The following is a 17,933-nucleotide window of genomic DNA, read 5'->3' as shown; positions in this document are numbered from 1 at the left end:
CTCCATCACGTGAAACGATTGCGCACGACGCGGGGCCTTACACCAAGGTCGGCCCACATTGACGTAACAATATGTACAAACTCCCACCTCGATTGTTTATGCTGGCGAGCTTATGCCATGGCGCATGGCCATTTTTCGACAAGTAACCGTCCATGAAAATTGCACTCGTATTGATCTTTGTCCTCTCGATCGCCTATGTTCACCTGCGCGGTCGGGTGCGCCACAAGCTGACCCGTCAGCTGGGCGACCACTCCAGCTTCCTGGCCCCGGTCAACAGCTTCCTGTACCTGTTCTCGAAGCACCCGGCCAAGCCCTACCTGCCGGTCGAGGCCTTCCCGGAATTGCAGCCGCTCATGGACCACTGGCAGGAGATTCGTGTCGAAGGCCAGCAGTTGCTGCACGTGGGCGAAATCAAGAAGTCCGACAATTATGACGACGTCGGTTTCAATTCGTTCTTCAAGACCGGCTGGAAGCGCTTTTACCTCAAGTGGTACGGCGAAAGCCACCCGTCTGCGATGACCCTGTGCCCGCGCACCACCGAGTTGCTGCAAGGCATCGGTACGGTCAAGGCGGCGATGTTCGCCACCCTGCCACCAGGCGCCAAGCTGGTCCGTCACCGTGACCCATATGCCGGCTCGTACCGCTTCCACCTCGGCCTGGACACGCCGAACGATGACGGTTGCTACATCGATGTGGACGGTGAAAAGTATTCCTGGCGCGACGGCGAGGGCGTGGTCTTCGACGAGACCTACATCCACTACGCGGCCAACACCACCGAACACAACCGCATCATCCTGTTCTGCGACATCGAGCGCCCGCTGAAGTATCGCTGGGCCACCGCCTTCAACCGCTGGTTCAGCCGCAACGTCATGGCCGCCGCCGCAGCGCCCAACGACGCAGGCGACAAGACCGGTGGCATCAACCGCCTGTTCACCCGCATCTACAAGATTCGCGAGCGTGGCAAGGCGCTGAAAAAGCGCAACCGCATGCGCTACTACCTGGAGAAGTGGCTGGTGGTCGCGGCCTTGGTGCTGGTCTTCGTCTACATCTGAAGCCTTTCCTGCAGCCTATCGCCGGCAACCGGCGACAGGCGGAATTTCGACTAGCCTGAAAGCTCCTCCCGCAAACCTCCCAAGGTGAAGACGATGAGCATGATGGACTGGGACGCCTACCGTAAGCAGTTGATGGCCGGCATCGGCGATCTCAAGCAATTGTCCCCCGACACCGTGGCCGGCTACATGACCGCCAGCGGTGCGGGTGCCAAGACCAACCACCTGGACGCCAAGACCCGCGAACTGATCTCTTTGGCCGTAGCGGTTACCACCCGCTGCGACGGATGCATCGCCGTGCACTCGCAGCAGGCCGTCAAGCAAGGTGCTACCCGCGAGGAGATCGCCGAGGCGCTGGGTGTGGCCGTGGCGATGAATGCCGGGGCCGCGCTGGTCTACTCGGCCCGCGCCATGGACGCCGTGGGCAAGGCCAACGGCTGAAGCCAGACGGCGTCGCCGCCCTTGCGCGACGGCGCCGCGCCACCCAGACTTGGCGGTCTAGCCACTGCAGGTACCGCCATGATCCACATCCGCCCCATGACGCCCGACGACTTCGAGCGTTTCTGGCCAACCTTCCAGGCCATCGTACAGGCCCGCGAAACCTACGCCTTCGACCCGGCACTGAGCGTCGAGCAGGCCCGCCAGCTGTGGCTGCAACTGCCGCTGCGCACGCTGGTGGCCGAAGAAGATGGCGAACTGCTCGGTTCCTACTACCTCAAGGCCAACGCCGCAGGCCCCGGCGCGCACGTCGGCAACTGCGGCTACATGGTCTGCGAAGCCGCCCGTGGCCGTGGCGTGGCCCGGCTGATGTGCGAGCACTCGCAGAAGCTGGCACGCCAGGAGGGCTTCCTGGCGCTGCAGTTCAATTCGGTGGTGGCGAGCAACGAAGCGGCCGTGGCGCTATGGACCAAGCTGGGCTTCGAGACCGTTGGCCGCCTGCCCAAGGCCTATCGCCATGCCCGCCTGGGGCTGGTCGACTGCCTGGTGATGTACAAATGGCTGGCCGATGAGCCGGTGGTGGAGAAGCCCGCCCTGCTGATAGGGCGCAAGAACATCGAGGCACGGGTGTCACGCCGCCGCGGGCGCTGATACGCGCATTTGACGCGCCTGCCATTCGATGGTCAGATGCGCGCCAGTTTCAGGTGTCCTGCGCCGCCGTGCGCAGGGTGAAACGGGAAGCCGGTGCGTCGTGGTCCACGACAAGTCCGGCGCTGCCCCCGCAACGGTAAGCGAGCGATGCCTTCGACACACCACTGTGCGCCAGCATGGGAAGGTGAAGGCCTCACGACCCTCGCAAGCCCGGAGACCGGCCTGAAGCGTCACTTGGCAACCCGCGGTGGGCGGGCGCAGGCCGGTATCCGCGTGCGCCTGCGTACGGGGTGCGCCTTTGCGTGTTTTCCACCGGGATCCATTCATTCCTGCAGCAGTGGAACGACATGTCCCGATTCATCAAGCTTCATCCCCTGGCGGCCTGCCTGGCCGTTACCCTGCCAGCCCTGGCCGACGAACCCATACTGAACCTGCCCTCCACGGCCATCACCGATAGCCGCGACCCACAACGTGTCGACCTGGCCACGCCGGGCGAGGCTGGTTCACGCTTGAACCTCAGCGCCCTGGAAACCCCGGCCAGCACCAGCAGCATCAGTGCCGCCCAGATCGAGCAGCGCAACAACTTCACCGTGCAGGATGCCGTGACCCGCTCGCCCGGCATCACCTTCATCGGCAACCCCGGTGATGGCGGCACGGGCCTGTCGGCACGTGGCTTCACCGGCCACGGCTCGGTGATGACCCTGTTCGACGGCGCGCGCCTGTATACCGGGGCCGGCACCCAGACGTTCCCGGTCGACCCGTGGATGGTGGAGCAGATCGACGTGATCCGCGGCCCGGCGTCGGTGCTGCACGGCGAAGGTGCCACCGGCGCGGTGGTCAACGTGATCCCGAAAAAACCGTTCGTGGGCGACATCCACAATCGCCTGCGGCTTGGCTACGGTTCGTGGGACCGCCAGCAGCTTGGCCTGGACAGCGGCGGCAGCCTCAGCGAACGCCTGAGCTACCGCCTGACCCTCAACCAGCAGGCCGGCAACGGCTGGGTCGACCGCACCGACTCGCGCAGCCTGGCCCTGAGCGCGGCGCTGCGCTTTGATGCCAACGACGACCTGAGCTTCACCCTCGCCCACGAACGCGGCGACGCCCAACCGGCCAATTATTACGGCACACCGCTGATCGACGGCCACTACCGCAGCAGCCTGCGCAAGAAGAACTACAACATCCAGAACGATGTGCAGCGCTATCACGACGAGTGGACCCGCCTGAGCACCGACTGGACGATCAGCGATCAGCTCAGCGCCAGCAACCAGCTGTACTACATCAAGAGCCGCCGCCACTGGCGCAACGCCGAGAACTACAGCTGGGACGCCGACCGCGAGCAGCTGGAGCGCCAGAGCTACCTGGAGATCAGGCACAACCAGGAGCAGATCGGCGACCGCCAGACCTTCACCTTCGACCACAGCCTGTTCGGGCTGGCCAGCAAGACGCTGGTCGGTGTCGAATACAACAAGGTGCGTTTCAACGTCGACAGCAACCGGCCCTACAACGACGTGGGTGGCGACTACATCGACCCGTGGCAGCCGACCCCGGGCTGGTTCCACAGCGAGTCGCCGACCCGCCCACAGACGTTGTCCACCACACACACCTTCGCGCTGTTCGCCGAAAACCGCCTGCAGCTCAGCGAACGCCTGTCGCTGGTCAGCGGCGTGCGCCGCGACCAGAACCACATCGACCGCGACAACCTGGTCGACGGCAGCCACAGTGACCGCAGCCTGCAAGGCGGCAACTGGCGCGCCGGGCTGGTGTTCGCGGTGAGCGACGACCTGTCGCTGTACGGTCAGTACTCCACCAGCGAGGACGGCGTGGACAACCTGGTCAGCCTCGCCTCGTCGCAGATGCACTACGACCTGACCGAGGCCAGGCAGACCGAGCTGGGCCTCAAGCAGCGCTTCTGGGAGGGCCGTGGCGAGTGGACGCTGGCGGCGTTCCATATCGTCAAGAAGAAGCTGCTGGTGGATGACCCTGTCACCCACGAGGCGCAGCAGGCCGGGCAGCAGACCTCCGATGGCCTGGAGGCGTCGCTGGAGCTGGCTCTGGGGCAGCAGTGGCAGGTGTCGGCCAATGCCTCGCTGGTGCGGGCGAAATACGATGACTTCGACGACGTGGTCGATGGCGCGGCCCAGGACCGTGCCGGCAACCGCCCGGCCAATGTGCCGCGGCGCGCGGCCAACCTGTGGCTGAGCAAGGGCTTCGGCCAGCAGGTGGAGGCCGGGATCGGCGCGCGGTATGTGGATGAGCGTTATGCCGACACGGCCAACAGCCAGCGTGCGCCGGGGTATACCGTGGTCGATGCCAACATTGGTTGGCAGGTGTTGCCGGATGTGCGTCTGGGGTTGCAGGTGAACAACCTGTTCGACCGGGAGTATGTGGCGTCGGTGTTCAGTGGCGAACAGTGGGTGATGGGAGCGCCGCGGTCGTACTTTGCCACCGTGGATTACAGCTTCTGAGCTGATGGCCTCTTCGCGGGACAAGCCCGCACAGGAGTACCTCTGACCTGGAAAGGGTGGTGAACCTGTAGGAGCGGGCTTGCCCGCGAAGAGGCCAGCACAGGCAACACAAAAACCACTATCAAAAACCAATAAAATAGTTATAAGATAACGTTTCATTTGACATTCATTCTTGCCTGCGACCTCCTCACATGACCAGCGCCTCAGCCACCCCCACCCTGCTCACCCAGCGCCTGCAGAGCATCGATGCCCTGCGCGGCCTGGTGATCCTGTTCATGCTGCTCGACCACGTGCGCGAAACCTTCTTCCTGCACCGCCAGGTCAGCGACCCGATGACCATCGATGTCACCGACCCGTCGCTGTTCGCCAGCCGCACCCTGGCCCACCTGTGCGCCCCGGTGTTCGTCCTGCTCACCGGCCTGTCGGCCTGGCTGTATGGCGAGAAGTACCAGGGCCGCCGCGATGTCTCGACGTTCCTGTTCAAGCGCGGACTGTTCCTGGTGGTGCTGGAGTTCACCCTGGTCAACTTCGCCTGGACCTTCCAGTTGCCGCCGAGCGTGGTCTACATGCAGGTGATCTGGGCCATCGGCGTGAGCATGATCGCCTTGTCGCTGCTGGTGTGGCTGCCGCGCCCTGCCCTGCTCGCCCTGGGCGCGCTGATCATCGCCGGCCATAACCTGCTCGATGGCCTGCACTTCGGTGTGGAATCGGCCCTGCACGTGCCGTGGGCGATCCTGCATGACCGGGGCTGGCTAGAGGTTTCCGATACCCTGCGCCTGCGCACTTCCTACCCGGTGCTGCCGTGGATCGGCGTGATTGCCTTGGGCTACGGCCTCGGCCCCTGGTTCGCCCGTGGCAGCGACGCCGGCGAGCGCCAGCACCGCCTGCTGATGGCCGGTGTCATCGCCCTGCTCGGTTTCATGGTGCTGCGCATCTACAACGGCTACGGCGAAGCGCCGTGGAGCAGCTACCCGACCGTCACCCAAACACTGATGAGCTTCTTCAACATCACCAAATACCCACCCTCGCTGCTGTTCCTGGCCCTGACCCTGGGCTGCGGCCTGCTGTTGCTGCGGGCATTCGAGCGCGCCGGACCCGCCCGCTGGATCAGCACGCTGGCGGTGTTCGGCGCGGCGCCGATGTTCTTCTACCTGCTGCACCTGTACGTGCTCAAGCTGCTGTACCTGGCCTGCGTGGCGCTGTTGGGCCTCAACCACGGCGACTACTTCGGCTTCGACGGCATTGGCGCGGTGTGGCTGAGCGCGGCACTGCTGGCTGCGGCGCTGTACCTGCCGGTGCGCGGCTTTGCCCGGCTCAAGGCGCGCCGGCGCGACATCGGCTGGCTGAAGTACTTCTGATCTGGCCTTTTGCCCGGCGGCCTGATGGTCTAACATGCGGCCCGCCGGTTTCCACCACGGAATTAATAGGGAATCCCGGGCGCGCCCCAAGGCGTGCCAATCGGAACTGCCCCCGCAACTGTAGGTGCCGAGCCTGCTCCATCGATGCCACTGGATCAACCGATCCGGGAAGGCCGGAGCCGGGCGACGACGCACCAGTCAGGAGACCTGCCGGCAAACATTCACCAACCGGCGGGGTGTCCGGGATGGCCATCTGTGTTGCCCCTGCGCCAGCAGCGGCTCGGCGATGCCTGTCCGTGCGTTCCTCACCCGAACTGTCCGATAGGAGATCGCCCAGCATGCTGCCCCGTATCACCGCCTTGCTCACCGCCTTGAGCTTTACTGGCCTGGCCCAGGCCGACGCCACCCACTACCCGCTGACCGTCGACAACTGTGGCGTGCCGCAGACCTTTGCCCAGGCGCCGGAGCGCGCGGTCACCATCGGCCAGGCCGGCACCGAAATGCTCTACGCCCTGGGCCTGGGCGAAAAGCTGGCAGGCACCTCGCTGTGGTTCAACAACGTGCTGCCCGAGTACCAGGCGCTGAATGCCAAGGTACCGCGACTGGCCGACAACGACCCGAGCTTCGAGGCGGTGGTCGGCAAGCGCCCGCAACTGGTCGCGGTGCAGTTCGAATGGATGGTCGGCGCCCAGGGCGTGGCCGCCACCCGCGAGCAGTTCGCCGAGCTGAACATCCCCACCTACCTGCTGCCTTCGGACTGCGAAGGCAAGGACAACCTGGTCGGTGCCGACGGCACCCGGTTGCAAGCGTTCCAGGTCCAGAGCATCTACAAAAGCGTCAGCCAGCTGGCCGAGATCTTCGACGTGCAGGACCGTGGCGCCGCACTCAATGCCGACCTCAAGGCACGCCTGGAGAGCGCCAGGCAGCAACTGAACGGCAAGGATCTGGCCGATACCTCGGCACTGTTCTGGTTCTCCAGCGCCGATCTCGACATCGACCCCTACGTTGCCGGGCGCCAGGGCGTGGCCGACTTCATGCTGCGTACCCTGGGCGTGCGCAATGTGGTCGAGTCCACCGAAGAATGGCCGACCGTAGGCTGGGAAACCCTGGCAAAGGCCAACCCGACCTGGCTGATCATCGCGCGCATGGATCGCCGTCGCTTCCCTGCCGACGACTACCAGAAAAAGCTGGAATTCCTGCACAACGACCCGGTGACGAAGAACATGGATGCGGTAAAGAACAACCGCATCATCATCCTCGACGCCGACGCCATGCAGGCCGGCATTCGCCTGTTCCGTGGCCTGCAGACCTTGTCTGCGGCCTTCGCCAGCGGTAAAGCGGCGCCGTGATGAAAGCCCTGTCACACACCGCCCTGGCCCTGCTGGCTCTGCTGGCAGCCGTGCTGGCCGGCACCGCCATCGGCGAGACCAACCTGGCGCCGAGCGTGGTCTGCCAGGTGCTGGCCAACCACCTGTGGCAGGCCGGTTACCCGGTCGACCCGATCGATGCCGGCATCGTCTGGAACTACCGCCTGACCCGCTCGCTGGTCGCTGCCGCCTGCGGTGCAGGGCTGGCGACTTGTGGGGTGATCCTGCAGGCGTTGCTGCGCAACCCGCTGGCCGAACCTTACCTGCTGGGCCTTTCCGCCGGCGCCTCGACCGGCGCGGTGCTGGTCGGCCTGCTGGGGCTGGGCAGCTTCGCCCTGAGCATGTCTGGCGGCGCCTTCGTCGGTGCCTTGGCAGCATTCGCCCTGGTGCTGGTGCTGGCCCGTGCGGCCGGGCCGGACAGCAACAATGCCCAGGTGATCCTCGCCGGCATCGCCGGCTCGCAGTTGTTCAACGCCCTCACCGCCTTCCTCATCACCAAGTCGGCCACCGCCGAGCAGGCCCGGGGCATCCTGTTCTGGCTGCTGGGCAACCTCAGCGGCGTGCGCTGGCCGTCGGTGTGGCTGGCCGTGCCGGTGGCGTTGTTCGGGCTGGTGGTGTGCCTGTGGCACCGTCGGGCGCTGGATGCCTTCACGTTCGGCGCCGACTCTGCGGCGTCGCTGGGGATTGCCGTGCGCCGCAGCCAGCTGCTGCTGATCAGCTGCGCGGCGCTGGTGACGGCGGTGATGGTCTCGATCGTCGGTGCCATCGGCTTCGTCGGCCTGGTCATCCCGCATGCCCTGCGCCTGCTGCTGGGCCCTGGCCATAGCCGATTGCTGCCGGCCAGTGCCCTGGGCGGCGCCTTGTTCCTGATTGCCGCTGACATCCTGTCGCGCACACTGATCCCCGGCCAGGTGATCCCGGTGGGCGTGGTCACGGCGCTGCTCGGCGCGCCCGTATTCGCCCTGATCCTGGTCAGCCGACGGGGGCGCCCATGACGGTCATGAACAACGCGCGACTGGCGCCACTCGCGTGCCGCGGCCTGGGCCTGCAACTGTCGGGCAACACCGTGCTGTGCAACATCGAGCTCAACGTGGTGGCGGGTGAAACCCTGGCCATCGTCGGCCCCAACGGTTCAGGCAAATCGTCCCTGCTCAAGCTGCTGGCCGGCCTGCGCACACCGGGTACCGGCAGCGTTCAGCTGCTTGGCGAGCCACTGGCACGCCTGCCGCGCCGGCGTATCGCCCAAACCATTGCGCTGGTCGAGCAGCAGGCCGACACCCTGGATGCGATCAGCGTGTTCGATGCCGTTGCCCTTGGCCGCACACCGTGGCTGTCGGCGCTGGCCCCCTTTTCCCAGGCAGACCGCGCCATCGTCGAGCAGGCCCTGACCGACCTCGATGCCGAGCACCTGCGAGCACGCCTCTGGGGTTCGTTGTCCGGCGGCGAGCGCCAGCGCGTGCACATCGCCCGCGCCCTGGCCCAGCGGCCACAGGTGCTGCTGCTCGACGAGCCGACCAACCACCTCGACATCCAGCACCAGCTGAGCCTGCTGCAACAGGTTCAGGCACTGCCGGTGACCACCCTGGTGGCCCTGCACGACCTCAACCAAGCGCTGACCTGCGACCGCGTGGCAGTGCTCGACAAAGGCCACCTGGTCGCCCTCGGCAAGCCGCTGGATGTGCTCACTCCCGAGCGCCTGCTGAGCACCTTCGGCGTACACGCCCACTACCTCACCGACCCCTTCGACGGCGCGCGCATCCTGCGTTTTCGCGCCCCTTGAATGACAGGAAGTTCCCGCATGTTGTTGCGCCCCACTGCCGTGCTCGCCTTGCCTCTGGCAATCCTCTCCCCGTTCGCCCAGGCAGGTTCGGCCCAGTCACGAAGCAACGGCTTGGTCGAAGACAGCAGTTGGAACATCCTCAACCGCACCGTCTACGACCAGCGCGACTACAAACACGGCGGGCGCAACAGCGGCGCACGCAATGCCTACAAGCCGCGCAGCGAACGCAATGGCATGGCAGAAGAATGGGCCTACGGCCTGATGGGCACCTTTCAGTCCGGCTTCACTCAGGGCCTGATCGGCGTCGGCGTTGATGCCCACGCCTATCAGGGCGTGCAACTGGACAGTGGTGGCGGCCGTGCCGGCAAGGCGCGGCTGCTGGGCCTGGACAACGACGGCCATCCGAAGAACGAATACAGCCGGGGGGGCGCGGCGCTGAAGCTGCGGCTGTCCAACACCGTGCTGTCGTATGGCGAACAACGGGTGAAGACGCCGGTGTTCAGCTCCTCCGACAGCCGCCTGCTGCCGGAAACGGCCACGGGCCTGTTCCTTACCAGCAGCGAGATCGATACCCTCAAGCTGGTTGCCGGCCACTTCAACGAAAGCACCGACCGCAACGCATCCAGCCACGACCAGGGCTTCGTGGTGAACTACTCCGATGGCCGCCAGGGCAACAGCTTCGACCTCGCCGGCCTGGTGTGGAACCCTGGCGCCGCCTTCAGCGGCAGCCTGTACACCTCGCGCTACGAAGACAGCTGGAACCAGCACTACCTCGGCAGCACCCTCACCCATGCGCTGGACGACCGCCGCAGCCTGACCCTGGACCTCAACCTGTACCGCACCACCGACACCGGCAAGGCGCTGTCCGGGCGTATCGACAACACCACCTGGAGCCTGGTCTCGCGCTACAGCCAAGGCCCGCACAGTTTCAGCCTTGGCTGGCAGCAGGTGGATGGCAACACGCCGTTCGACTACGTCACCCGCGGCGCCATCTACATTGCCAACGCCGTGCAGATGTCCGACTTCAACGCCCCGAACGAGAAGTCATGGCAGGCACGCTACGACCTGAACATGGGCGGCTACGGCGTGCCAGGGCTGAGCCTGACCGCGTTGTATGTACGCGGCTTCGATATCGACGGCAGCCACGTCGACCCCAATGGCGGTTATGCCTACCTGGGGTATGGCAAGGGTGGCAAGCATTGGGAGCGCGACCTCGAGGCACGCTATGTGGTGCAGAGCGGCAAGGCCAAGGACACCACGTTCTCGTTGCGGCACAACGTGCACCGGGGCAATTCGGCGCAGGCGGAGCTGGATGGGGACCAGATCCGCCTGGCGGTGGAATGGCCGTTGTCAGGCGGTTTCTGAGATGAGCCAATGCTCCATATGCGTCGTGCGCCACACCGGGTCGTTTTCCACATCGATCACTGCAAAGCCCTGCCGCTCCCAGAAGCGGATCGCGCCGGGCAGGAACGGGTGGGTATGCAGGTACAGGCATTCCACGTCAGCGCAGCGGGCGTGCTCCCGCAAGGCGGCAAACAAAGCCGCTGCCAGGCCATGACGGCGGTATTCGGGCAGCACGAACAGGCGCACCACCTCGACTACGCGCTTGCCCTGGTAGTCGAGCTGGGCGAAACGGTGGTCGTAGGGGAGGTAACCGACACCTGCAATCAACCGGCCCTGGTCGCGGGCTTCGAGAAAATGGCCATTGCCTTCCAGGTAGGTCTCGGCGAAATGGGCCAGGTCCCTGGGCAACGGTGAATCGGCAAGCATCGGAAACAGCCCGCGGCGGGCATTGTCGATGAAGGCCACGACTTCGTTGATAACGTCATGCGCCGGCGGTTGGATGGTCCAGTGGGTCATGGGCTTGCAGACCTGTCTTGAGCGACCGGTTTTCTACCTCAATGACTGCTGGCTGGCAACCCGACACCGCTATAATCCCCTCTCTGCAAAACGCGCCCAAGGCCACCTCATGCCCCGCATCCAGAAGTTGCTGTTATCCCTGCTGTTGATCACCGCCCTCGCCGCCTGCGACCAGAAGCCCTCCCGAGAACAGCAGATTGTGGCCAACCTGCCGCTGCAGGAAGCCTACGACCACAACATCGAGCGCATGGCCACACTGCTCACCCGCACCCACCCGCAGCTCGATGAAGCCACGATCGGCAACGTCCTGCGCAAGCACCTCACCGTCGAGGACCAGCGCCAGGACCTGTTCAAGCTCTACAGTGAGAAGAACTTCAGCGATGCCGAGTTCGCCACCATTGTCGCCGCCACCCGCGACTCGGCCAAGGCCAAGGCGCTGGAAGAAACCGAGGAAGGCAAGCGCCTGAGCGACAAGCTCACCGGGCTGATGCGCGAAACGGCGCGGGACAAGCAGACCCAGGCATTGGCCGAGCAGCGCATGCAGCAGGTTGAAGAAGAGCTGGAGACCCTGGAAAAGCCGGGCAGCTGATTTCAAACCGATCGTTCACCCGGCTGCCGGGTCCAACGAACATCCTGCCTCTGGGAGACCGACCATGCCCCGCCTCGGCTTCGCCTGCATGTACCGCCACCCTCACCGCAGCCTGTCGGTGAAAGCGCTGGAGGCCATCGAGCGCACTTTCAACCCGCGCACCACTACGCTGCGCTGGCTGTCCAGCGCGACTCGGGAAGCGGCCCGGGCCAAGCTGCTGGAGCTGGTGCAGCACAATCTCGATGCGCAACTGCGCCTGCTGGCCTATGTCGGCGAACTGCCGCCGACGCTGCACATGGTGCGCCTGAGCAGTGATCTGCTGCCGCTCTACAGCCACCCCAGCGTCGCGCCGATCTATGGCGACGCCGAATTTCAGGCCCTGATGACAGAACGCTTCGCGGCCATCGGCACCTTGGCCCAGGAGCAGGACATCCGCCTGTCATTCCACCCCGGCCAGTACTGCGTGCTCGGCTCGGACCGCCCTGAGGTGGTGGAAAACAGCCTGGCCGAATTCGAGTCTCACGCCGACATGATCCGCATGATGGGCTTCGGCCAGCGCTTTCAGGACTTCAAGTGCAATGTGCATATCGCCGGGCGCCTTGGCGCTGCCGGTGTGCGCCAGGTGTGGCCAAGGTTGTCGCAGGTGGCGCGCAACGTGATCACCTTCGAGAACGACGAAAAGACCTATGGCGTCGACGACTGCCTGGCACTGGCCGACCTTGCGCCGGTAGTGCTGGATATTCACCACTGCTGGATCCACGAGGGTGACTACATCAGCCCGCACGACCCGCGCGTGGCACGGGTCATCGACAGTTGGCGCGGAGTGCGGCCGACCATGCACTATTCACAGCCGCCGGAGAGTTTGATGGCGCTGGGCTTCGACGCTGACTGCAAGCTGACCATCCCGGCGTTGCTGGAGAAGGTGAACAAGCGTGACCTGTATGCGCACAGCGCGCAGATGTGGAACGACTGGACCAACCGCTACGCCCTGCAGTTTGTCGATCGTTTCGACATCATGTTCGAGGCCAAGGACAAGAACCTGGCGACCTGGGACTACTACCGGCGCTATGTCGAACCGGCGAACTGAGTTCTCCTGTTCCGGCCTTCGCGGGCAAGCCCGCTCCCACAGGGACAACATTGCCCTCGAGTGATGCGCAGTATCTGTATGCGGGCTTGCCCGCGAAGAGGCCGGAACAGACCGCTTGCAGTTCAAAAAAGATGAACTTAACTATTGTTTCAAGACTTGTCATAAATCTGTCGTGTTTCAGTCATAGGATTGACCCCAACCTGACATTTTCCCTCTTCATGGATGAGCGTCTCATGCGTCGTGTGGTTTTCAATCAGAAAGGTGGCGTCGGCAAATCGAGCATCGCCTGCAACCTTGCCGCGGCCAGCGCCGCCGAAGGCTATCGCACATTACTGGTCGACCTGGACCCGCAGGCCAATGCCACCTACTACCTCACCGGGCTGACCGACGACGCCATCCCCGCCGGCATCGCCGACTTCTTCCGCCAGACCCTCTCGCCAGTGACCGCCTCAGGCAAGAAGCACCGCGTGGCGATCACCGAAACCCGCTACGACAACCTGCACCTGGTGACCGCCAGCCCCGACCTCAGCGATCTGCAGAGCAAGCTGGAGAGCAAGTTCAAGATCAACAAGCTGCGCAAGCTGCTGGTGGAGCTGGGCGAGGACTACGAGCGGATCTACATCGACACCCCGCCCGCGCTGAACTTCTACACCTTCAGCGCCCTGGTGGCCGCCGAACGCCTGCTGATTCCGTTCGACTGCGACAGCTTCTCGCGCCACGCGCTGCTGAGCGTCATGGCCGAGGTCGAGGACCTGCGCCAGGACCACAACCCGGCGCTGCAGGTGGAAGGCGTGGTGGTCAACCAGTTCGCCGGGCGCACCGCGCTGCACCAGACCCTGGTCGAACAGTTGCGCAATGAAGGCTTGCCGGTGCTGCCGGTGTACCTCAGCAGCTCGATCAAGATGCGCGAATCGCACCAGGTTTCGGTACCGCTGGTGCACATGGCGCCACGCCACAAACTGGCGCAGGAATTCGTCGAGCTGTTGGACGTGCTCGAACGCGCGGCCTGAACTGCGACAACCCTGTGGGAGCGGCCTTGCGTCGCGATTGGGCTGCAAAGCAGCCCCCAGACGCTGCACTCAAAAGACTACCCTGCCGTTCGTCCGGGTGATAGATTCGCCGCCATGAACCTCACCCGGCACACCCGCACGCTGACTGCCTGGACGCTCTACGCCAGCGTCCTGTTCAGCCTGTTGCTGTGCGGCCTGCACCACGGCCAGATGGGCGGGCTGCGCCTGGCCGGGCTGGAAGGCGGTTACTGCTCGATCAACAGCGAGCATGGCGTGGCCATCGACCTCGACAGTGCCGGTGGCGACTCGCACATGGCGCAGCTCGACTGCCCGGTGTGCTCCTCGTTCGGCCTGGCCGTGCCGCTCGCCAGCGGCGGTTGGTGGTTCGGCCCAGCACAAACCGCTGCCACCTCGCCCATCGTCGTGCGCAGCTGGGCGCAACCGCCGCCCCGTTACCAACGCCCTGCCCTCACGCCCCGCGCGCCCCCTGCCCACACCCCCGCAGCCCTCGATCATTTCGCCTGACGTCAGCCGGGTGCGCCTGCCTGCGTGCTCGCCGTCAGCCATGACCTTTGCGTGGAAGACCCAACAACATGTTCCGCAATACCTCCCTGGTGCTCCTCATGGGCACCTGCACCTTCGCCTGGGCGGATGATGCCGTCGAACTCAGCGCCACCACCGTCGATGGCGACCGCGATGCACCCTCCGGCGTGCAACTGGACGAGCCGATCCACACCGGCTCGCGACTAGGCCTCACAGCACGGGAAACACCGGCCTCGGTCAGCGTATCGGACCGGCGCATCATTGAAGAACGTGGCGCCAAGGACAGCCAGGATGTGATCAACGCCATGACCGGCGTCAACGCCTCGGCCAACCCCGGCTACGGCGGCTTCGTCAGCTACCGCGGCTTTACCCAGAACCAGGTCAGCCAGCTCTACAACGGCATCAACCTCGGCTACAGCAGCGCCACGCGGCCGGTGGATGCCTGGATGCTGGACCGCGTCGAGCTGCTTGGCGGGCCCTCCTCCTTCCTGCATGGCGCAGGGGCCGTGGGCGGCTCGATCAACTACATCACCAAGACCGCCAGCCGCGACCAGCAGATCATCGATGGCCGCGTGCGCTACGGCAGTTACGACGACTCGGAAGTGGCCTTCGGCATCAATCAGGCCCTGGCCAGCAACCCGGCCGATGCCCGTCACTTCATGCGCCTGGACTTCAGCCATACCGACGGCAACGGCTACATCGACCGCAACCAGCGCAAGACCGACAGCCTGGCGTTTTCCCTGCTCAGCGACCTGGCCCCCGACCTGACCCATACCCTGGCGCTGGAGTACCAGGAGGACCGCGAAGACAGCCCGTACTGGGGCGCACCGATCCTGCCGGGGCGCAGCACCATGAAGATCGACAACAGCCGCCGCTTCGAGAACTACAACGTCGGCGACGGGCGCTACGAGCAGCGGGTGCGCTGGCTGCGCTCGATGCTCGATTACCAGGTCAACGACAGCACCAGCGTGCACAACACCCTGTACCACTACAGCGCCCAGCGCGATTACCGCAATGTCGAGCGCTACAGCTACACCAGCGGCGGCAATGTGCAGCGTGCCAGCCCCTACCTGCAGCGCCACGAACAGAGCGTGCTGGGTGACCGCATCGAACTGCGCCATGACAATCAGCTGTTCGGCCTGGCCAGCCAGTGGTCGCTGGGCCTGGACTACTCGCACATGCGCCAGAGCGTGTACCCGACCTCCGGAAGCTGGACCGATGTGGTCGACCCGGACCACTTCGAACCAGGCAGCTTCTACGACATCCCCGGAGTGAATGCCGGGCTGACCAAGCAGCGCCGGCATGTCACCAGCAACCGTGCGGTGTTCGCCGAGAACCGCCTGCAACTGACCGAACGCCTGGCCTTGCTCACGGCCCTGCGTTACGACTACCTGGACATGGAGGTGACCAACTACGGCGCGGTGACACCGACTTCGCCCGCGTTCTTCGAACGGCGCTGGGAGCCGCTGTCCGGGCGCATCGGCCTGACCTACGCACTGACACCCTCGGCCAGCGTCTACGCCCAGTACAGCACCGCCGCCGACCTGCCAGCCGGTTCGCTGGCGGCGGCCACCTACGCCAACGTCGCCACCTTCGACCTGTCCAAGGGCGAACAATGGGAAGTGGGCAGCAAGTTCGATTTCCTCGAGGGGCGCGGCGCGGCGACCGTGGCCCTGTACCAGATCGTGCGCAAGGACTTTGCCGTGCGCGATTCGAGCAACCCCAACCTGACCGTCCAGGCCGGGCAGCAGACGTCACGTGGCATCGAGCTGTCCGGGCGGCTGCAGGTCACGCCCAAGCTGCTGGCCGAGGGCAACTATGCCTATGTCGACGCGCAGTACGATGCGTTCAACGAAGCGGTCAACGGTGTGTCGGTATCGCGCAAGGGCAACAACCCGGTCAACGTGCCGGCCAATGTCGCCAACCTGTGGCTGACCTATAGCTTGACCTCGGCCTGGTCGGCGGGAGTGGATGCACGCTATGTCGGTTCGGTGTACGCCGACAATGCCAACACCCTGAAGGCACCGGCCTATAACTTGTTCGGCACCTTTGCCCGCTATCGGCTGGATGAACACACCACGATCACCGGCCGGGTGCGCAACCTGACCGATGAGGTGTATGCCAAGCAGGCTTACGGGCTGCAGTACTACATGGGGGCACCGCGCACGTTCGAGGTGGCGCTGGACCTGCGCTTCTGACGGTCAAGTGTGTTCCGGCGGTCAAAACGGATATCCCGATGTCGTCCTGAACGAAGCAGCCCACTGTTCTACCCGGTCTACTGGCCCTGACAACAACGATGGCGCGCCCTGAGCGCGCCACATTCATTCAGGCTGCCGATGGAAACCGGAGAGCTTCCGTATGTCTGCATCGCATGAGGTATCCCCCGCCACCCTGCGCAGGGTCATTGCCGCCTCGGCCATCGGCAACTTCGTCGAATGGTTCGACTTCGCGGTCTATGGCTTCCTTGCCACGCTGATCGCCAGCCAGTTCTTCGCCAGCGAAGATGCCAGTGTCGCCCTGCTCAAGACCTTCGCCGTGTTTGCCGTGGCTTTCGCCTTGCGCCCCCTCGGCGGCATCGTGTTCGGCGCGCTCGGCGACCGCCTTGGGCGCAAGCGCATCCTGTCGCTGACCATCCTGCTGATGGCCGGCTCCACCACCTTGATCGGCCTGCTGCCGACCTACGCCAGCATCGGCCTTGCCGCCCCTGCACTGCTGACCCTGGCGCGTTGCCTGCAGGGCTTCTCGGCCGGTGGCGAGTATGCCGGCGCCTGCGCCTACCTGATGGAACATGCGCCGCAGAACAAGCGTGCGTTCTATGGCAGCTTCGTGCCAGTGTCGACCTTCTCTGCCTTTGCTTGCGCCGCAGTGATCGCCTATGGCCTGGAAGCCAGCCTGTCGGCAGAGGCGATGGCAGCCTGGGGTTGGCGCATCCCGTTCCTGGTGGCAGCGCCGTTGGGGCTGGTGGGCCTGTTTCTGCGCTGGCGCATGGAGGAAACCCCGGCGTTCCGCGAAGCCATCGCCCAGGGCAAGGCACATGATCATTCGCCGCTCAAGGAGACCCTGCGCAACCACGGCCGTGCGATTCGCAACCTGGGCATGTTCATCTCGCTGACCGCGCTGTCGTTCTACATGTTCACCACCTACTTCGCCACCTACCTGCAACTGGTCGGCAACCTGACCCGTGCCCAGTCGCTGCTGGTGACCACCGTGGCGTTGCTGTTCGCTGCCGTCGGCTGCCCGCTGGCCGGGGCCTTCTCGGACCGGGTCGGGCGGCGCAAGACCATTGGCTTTACCTGCCTGTGGGTGATGGTCTGTGTGTTCCCGGCCTACTGGCTGGCCAGCTCCGGTTCGATGTCGGGAGCGCTGCTGGGCGTGATCCTGCTGGCGGTGGGAGCGCTGTGCAGTGGCGTGGTGACGGCGGCGTTGCTATCGGAAAGCTTCCCGACCCGCACCCGCTATACCGCTTCGGCGATCACCTACAACGTGGCCTACACTCTGTTTGGCGGGACTGCGCCGCTGGTGGCGACCTGGCTGATCGGGCAGACCGGCAGCAGCCTGGCACCGGCGTTCTACCTGGTGGTGATTGCGCTGGTGGCGCTGGCAGGCGGGTTGGCGCTGCCGGAGACATCGCGGATATCGTTGCATGATGAAGCGGGGGGCGATGAGAGCCCTGTGGTCCGTGCTTCGCGTTGAGATCGCTGGGGCCGCTCTGCGGCCCATCGCAGGCAAGCCAGCT

The 17,933-nt window shown here is 64.9% G+C and carries 16 protein-coding genes and 2 riboswitches; of the genes, 15 read left to right on the top strand and 1 reads right to left on the bottom strand.

Annotated elements, in window-relative coordinates:
• Positions 1-152: 152 nt before the first annotated feature.
• The 9 genes from lpxO (at position 153) to ACIPW4_RS13565 (ending at position 10,473) form a co-directional block, all read left to right on the top strand.
• Positions 153-1,052, top strand: coding sequence for a lipid A hydroxylase LpxO (gene lpxO, locus ACIPW4_RS13605; protein WP_400658584.1), 900 nt, complete (start codon positions 153-155; stop codon positions 1,050-1,052).
• 93 nt (positions 1,053-1,145) lie between these two features.
• Positions 1,146-1,490 carry a carboxymuconolactone decarboxylase family protein gene (locus tag ACIPW4_RS13600; RefSeq protein WP_400658582.1) on the top strand — a complete coding sequence of 115 codons (345 nt, stop codon included), beginning with the start codon at positions 1,146-1,148 and terminating at the stop codon, positions 1,488-1,490.
• A 78-nt stretch (positions 1,491-1,568) separates the two neighbouring features.
• Positions 1,569-2,138, top strand: coding sequence for a GNAT family N-acetyltransferase (locus ACIPW4_RS13595; RefSeq protein WP_400658580.1), 570 nt, complete (start codon positions 1,569-1,571; stop codon positions 2,136-2,138).
• 34 nt (positions 2,139-2,172) lie between these two features.
• Positions 2,173-2,379, top strand: a riboswitch (cobalamin riboswitch).
• A gap of 106 nt (positions 2,380-2,485) precedes the next feature.
• Positions 2,486-4,603, top strand: a complete 2,118-nt coding sequence (locus tag ACIPW4_RS13590) for a TonB-dependent receptor (RefSeq protein ID WP_400658578.1) — start codon at positions 2,486-2,488, stop codon at positions 4,601-4,603.
• 191 nt (positions 4,604-4,794) lie between these two features.
• Positions 4,795-5,961: a DUF1624 domain-containing protein gene (locus ACIPW4_RS13585; protein ID WP_400658576.1), complete on the top strand. Its 1,167-nt coding sequence runs from the start codon at positions 4,795-4,797 to the stop codon at positions 5,959-5,961.
• Positions 5,962-5,989: 28 nt separating this feature from the next.
• Positions 5,990-6,191: riboswitch (cobalamin riboswitch) on the top strand.
• Positions 6,192-6,299: 108 nt separating this feature from the next.
• A complete protein-coding gene (locus tag ACIPW4_RS13580) occupies positions 6,300-7,310 on the top strand; it encodes an ABC transporter substrate-binding protein (protein ID WP_400658574.1) in 1,011 nt (336 codons plus the stop codon).
• Positions 7,310-8,323 (top strand): FecCD family ABC transporter permease, encoded by a 1,014-nt coding sequence (locus ACIPW4_RS13575; protein ID WP_400658572.1) that lies wholly within the window; start codon positions 7,310-7,312, stop codon positions 8,321-8,323. Before ACIPW4_RS13580 ends, ACIPW4_RS13575 begins: the two co-directional genes overlap by 1 nt.
• Positions 8,320-9,108: an ABC transporter ATP-binding protein gene (locus ACIPW4_RS13570; protein ID WP_400658570.1), complete on the top strand. Its 789-nt coding sequence runs from the start codon at positions 8,320-8,322 to the stop codon at positions 9,106-9,108. Before ACIPW4_RS13575 ends, ACIPW4_RS13570 begins: the two co-directional genes overlap by 4 nt.
• A gap of 18 nt (positions 9,109-9,126) precedes the next feature.
• The gene (locus ACIPW4_RS13565) at positions 9,127-10,473 is read left to right on the top strand and encodes an OprD family porin (RefSeq protein ID WP_400658568.1); all 1,347 of its coding nucleotides are present in this window, start codon (positions 9,127-9,129) and stop codon (positions 10,471-10,473) included.
• Here the strand turns inward: ACIPW4_RS13565 and ACIPW4_RS13560 are convergent.
• Positions 10,459-10,968, bottom strand: coding sequence for a GNAT family N-acetyltransferase (locus tag ACIPW4_RS13560; RefSeq protein ID WP_400658566.1), 510 nt, complete (start codon positions 10,966-10,968; stop codon positions 10,459-10,461). The two genes, ACIPW4_RS13565 and ACIPW4_RS13560, sit on opposite strands and share 15 nt — an antisense overlap.
• A 109-nt stretch (positions 10,969-11,077) precedes the next feature.
• Between ACIPW4_RS13560 and ACIPW4_RS13555 the strand changes: the two genes are divergently transcribed.
• The 6 genes from ACIPW4_RS13555 to ACIPW4_RS13530 all read left to right on the top strand — a co-directional run bounded on the left by ACIPW4_RS13555 (position 11,078) and on the right by ACIPW4_RS13530 (position 17,890).
• Positions 11,078-11,557 carry a hypothetical protein gene (locus ACIPW4_RS13555; protein ID WP_400658564.1) on the top strand — a complete coding sequence of 160 codons (480 nt, stop codon included), beginning with the start codon at positions 11,078-11,080 and terminating at the stop codon, positions 11,555-11,557.
• Between the two features lie 64 nt (positions 11,558-11,621).
• Positions 11,622-12,644: a UV DNA damage repair endonuclease UvsE gene (gene uvsE / locus ACIPW4_RS13550; protein ID WP_400658562.1), complete on the top strand. Its 1,023-nt coding sequence runs from the start codon at positions 11,622-11,624 to the stop codon at positions 12,642-12,644.
• A 233-nt stretch (positions 12,645-12,877) separates the two neighbouring features.
• Complete coding sequence (locus tag ACIPW4_RS13545) at positions 12,878-13,654, top strand: ParA family protein (protein ID WP_400658560.1); 777 nt, start codon at positions 12,878-12,880, stop codon at positions 13,652-13,654.
• Between the two features lie 114 nt (positions 13,655-13,768).
• On the top strand, positions 13,769-14,179 hold the full coding sequence (locus ACIPW4_RS13540) for a DUF2946 family protein (protein ID WP_400658558.1): 411 nt from the start codon (positions 13,769-13,771) through the stop codon (positions 14,177-14,179).
• Between the two features lie 68 nt (positions 14,180-14,247).
• The gene (locus ACIPW4_RS13535; RefSeq protein WP_400658556.1) at positions 14,248-16,395 is read left to right on the top strand and encodes a TonB-dependent receptor; all 2,148 of its coding nucleotides are present in this window, start codon (positions 14,248-14,250) and stop codon (positions 16,393-16,395) included.
• Between the two features lie 160 nt (positions 16,396-16,555).
• Complete coding sequence (locus ACIPW4_RS13530; protein ID WP_400658554.1) at positions 16,556-17,890, top strand: MFS transporter; 1,335 nt, start codon at positions 16,556-16,558, stop codon at positions 17,888-17,890.
• The last annotated feature ends 43 nt before the right edge of the window (positions 17,891-17,933 follow it).

This window comes from Pseudomonas sp. NPDC089996, from assembly GCF_044748405.1.
Classification (GTDB): Bacteria; Pseudomonadota; Gammaproteobacteria; order Pseudomonadales; family Pseudomonadaceae; genus Aquipseudomonas.
The sequence above is the reverse complement of the archived record's forward strand: the minus strand, read 5'-3'. Positions and strand labels throughout refer to the sequence as shown.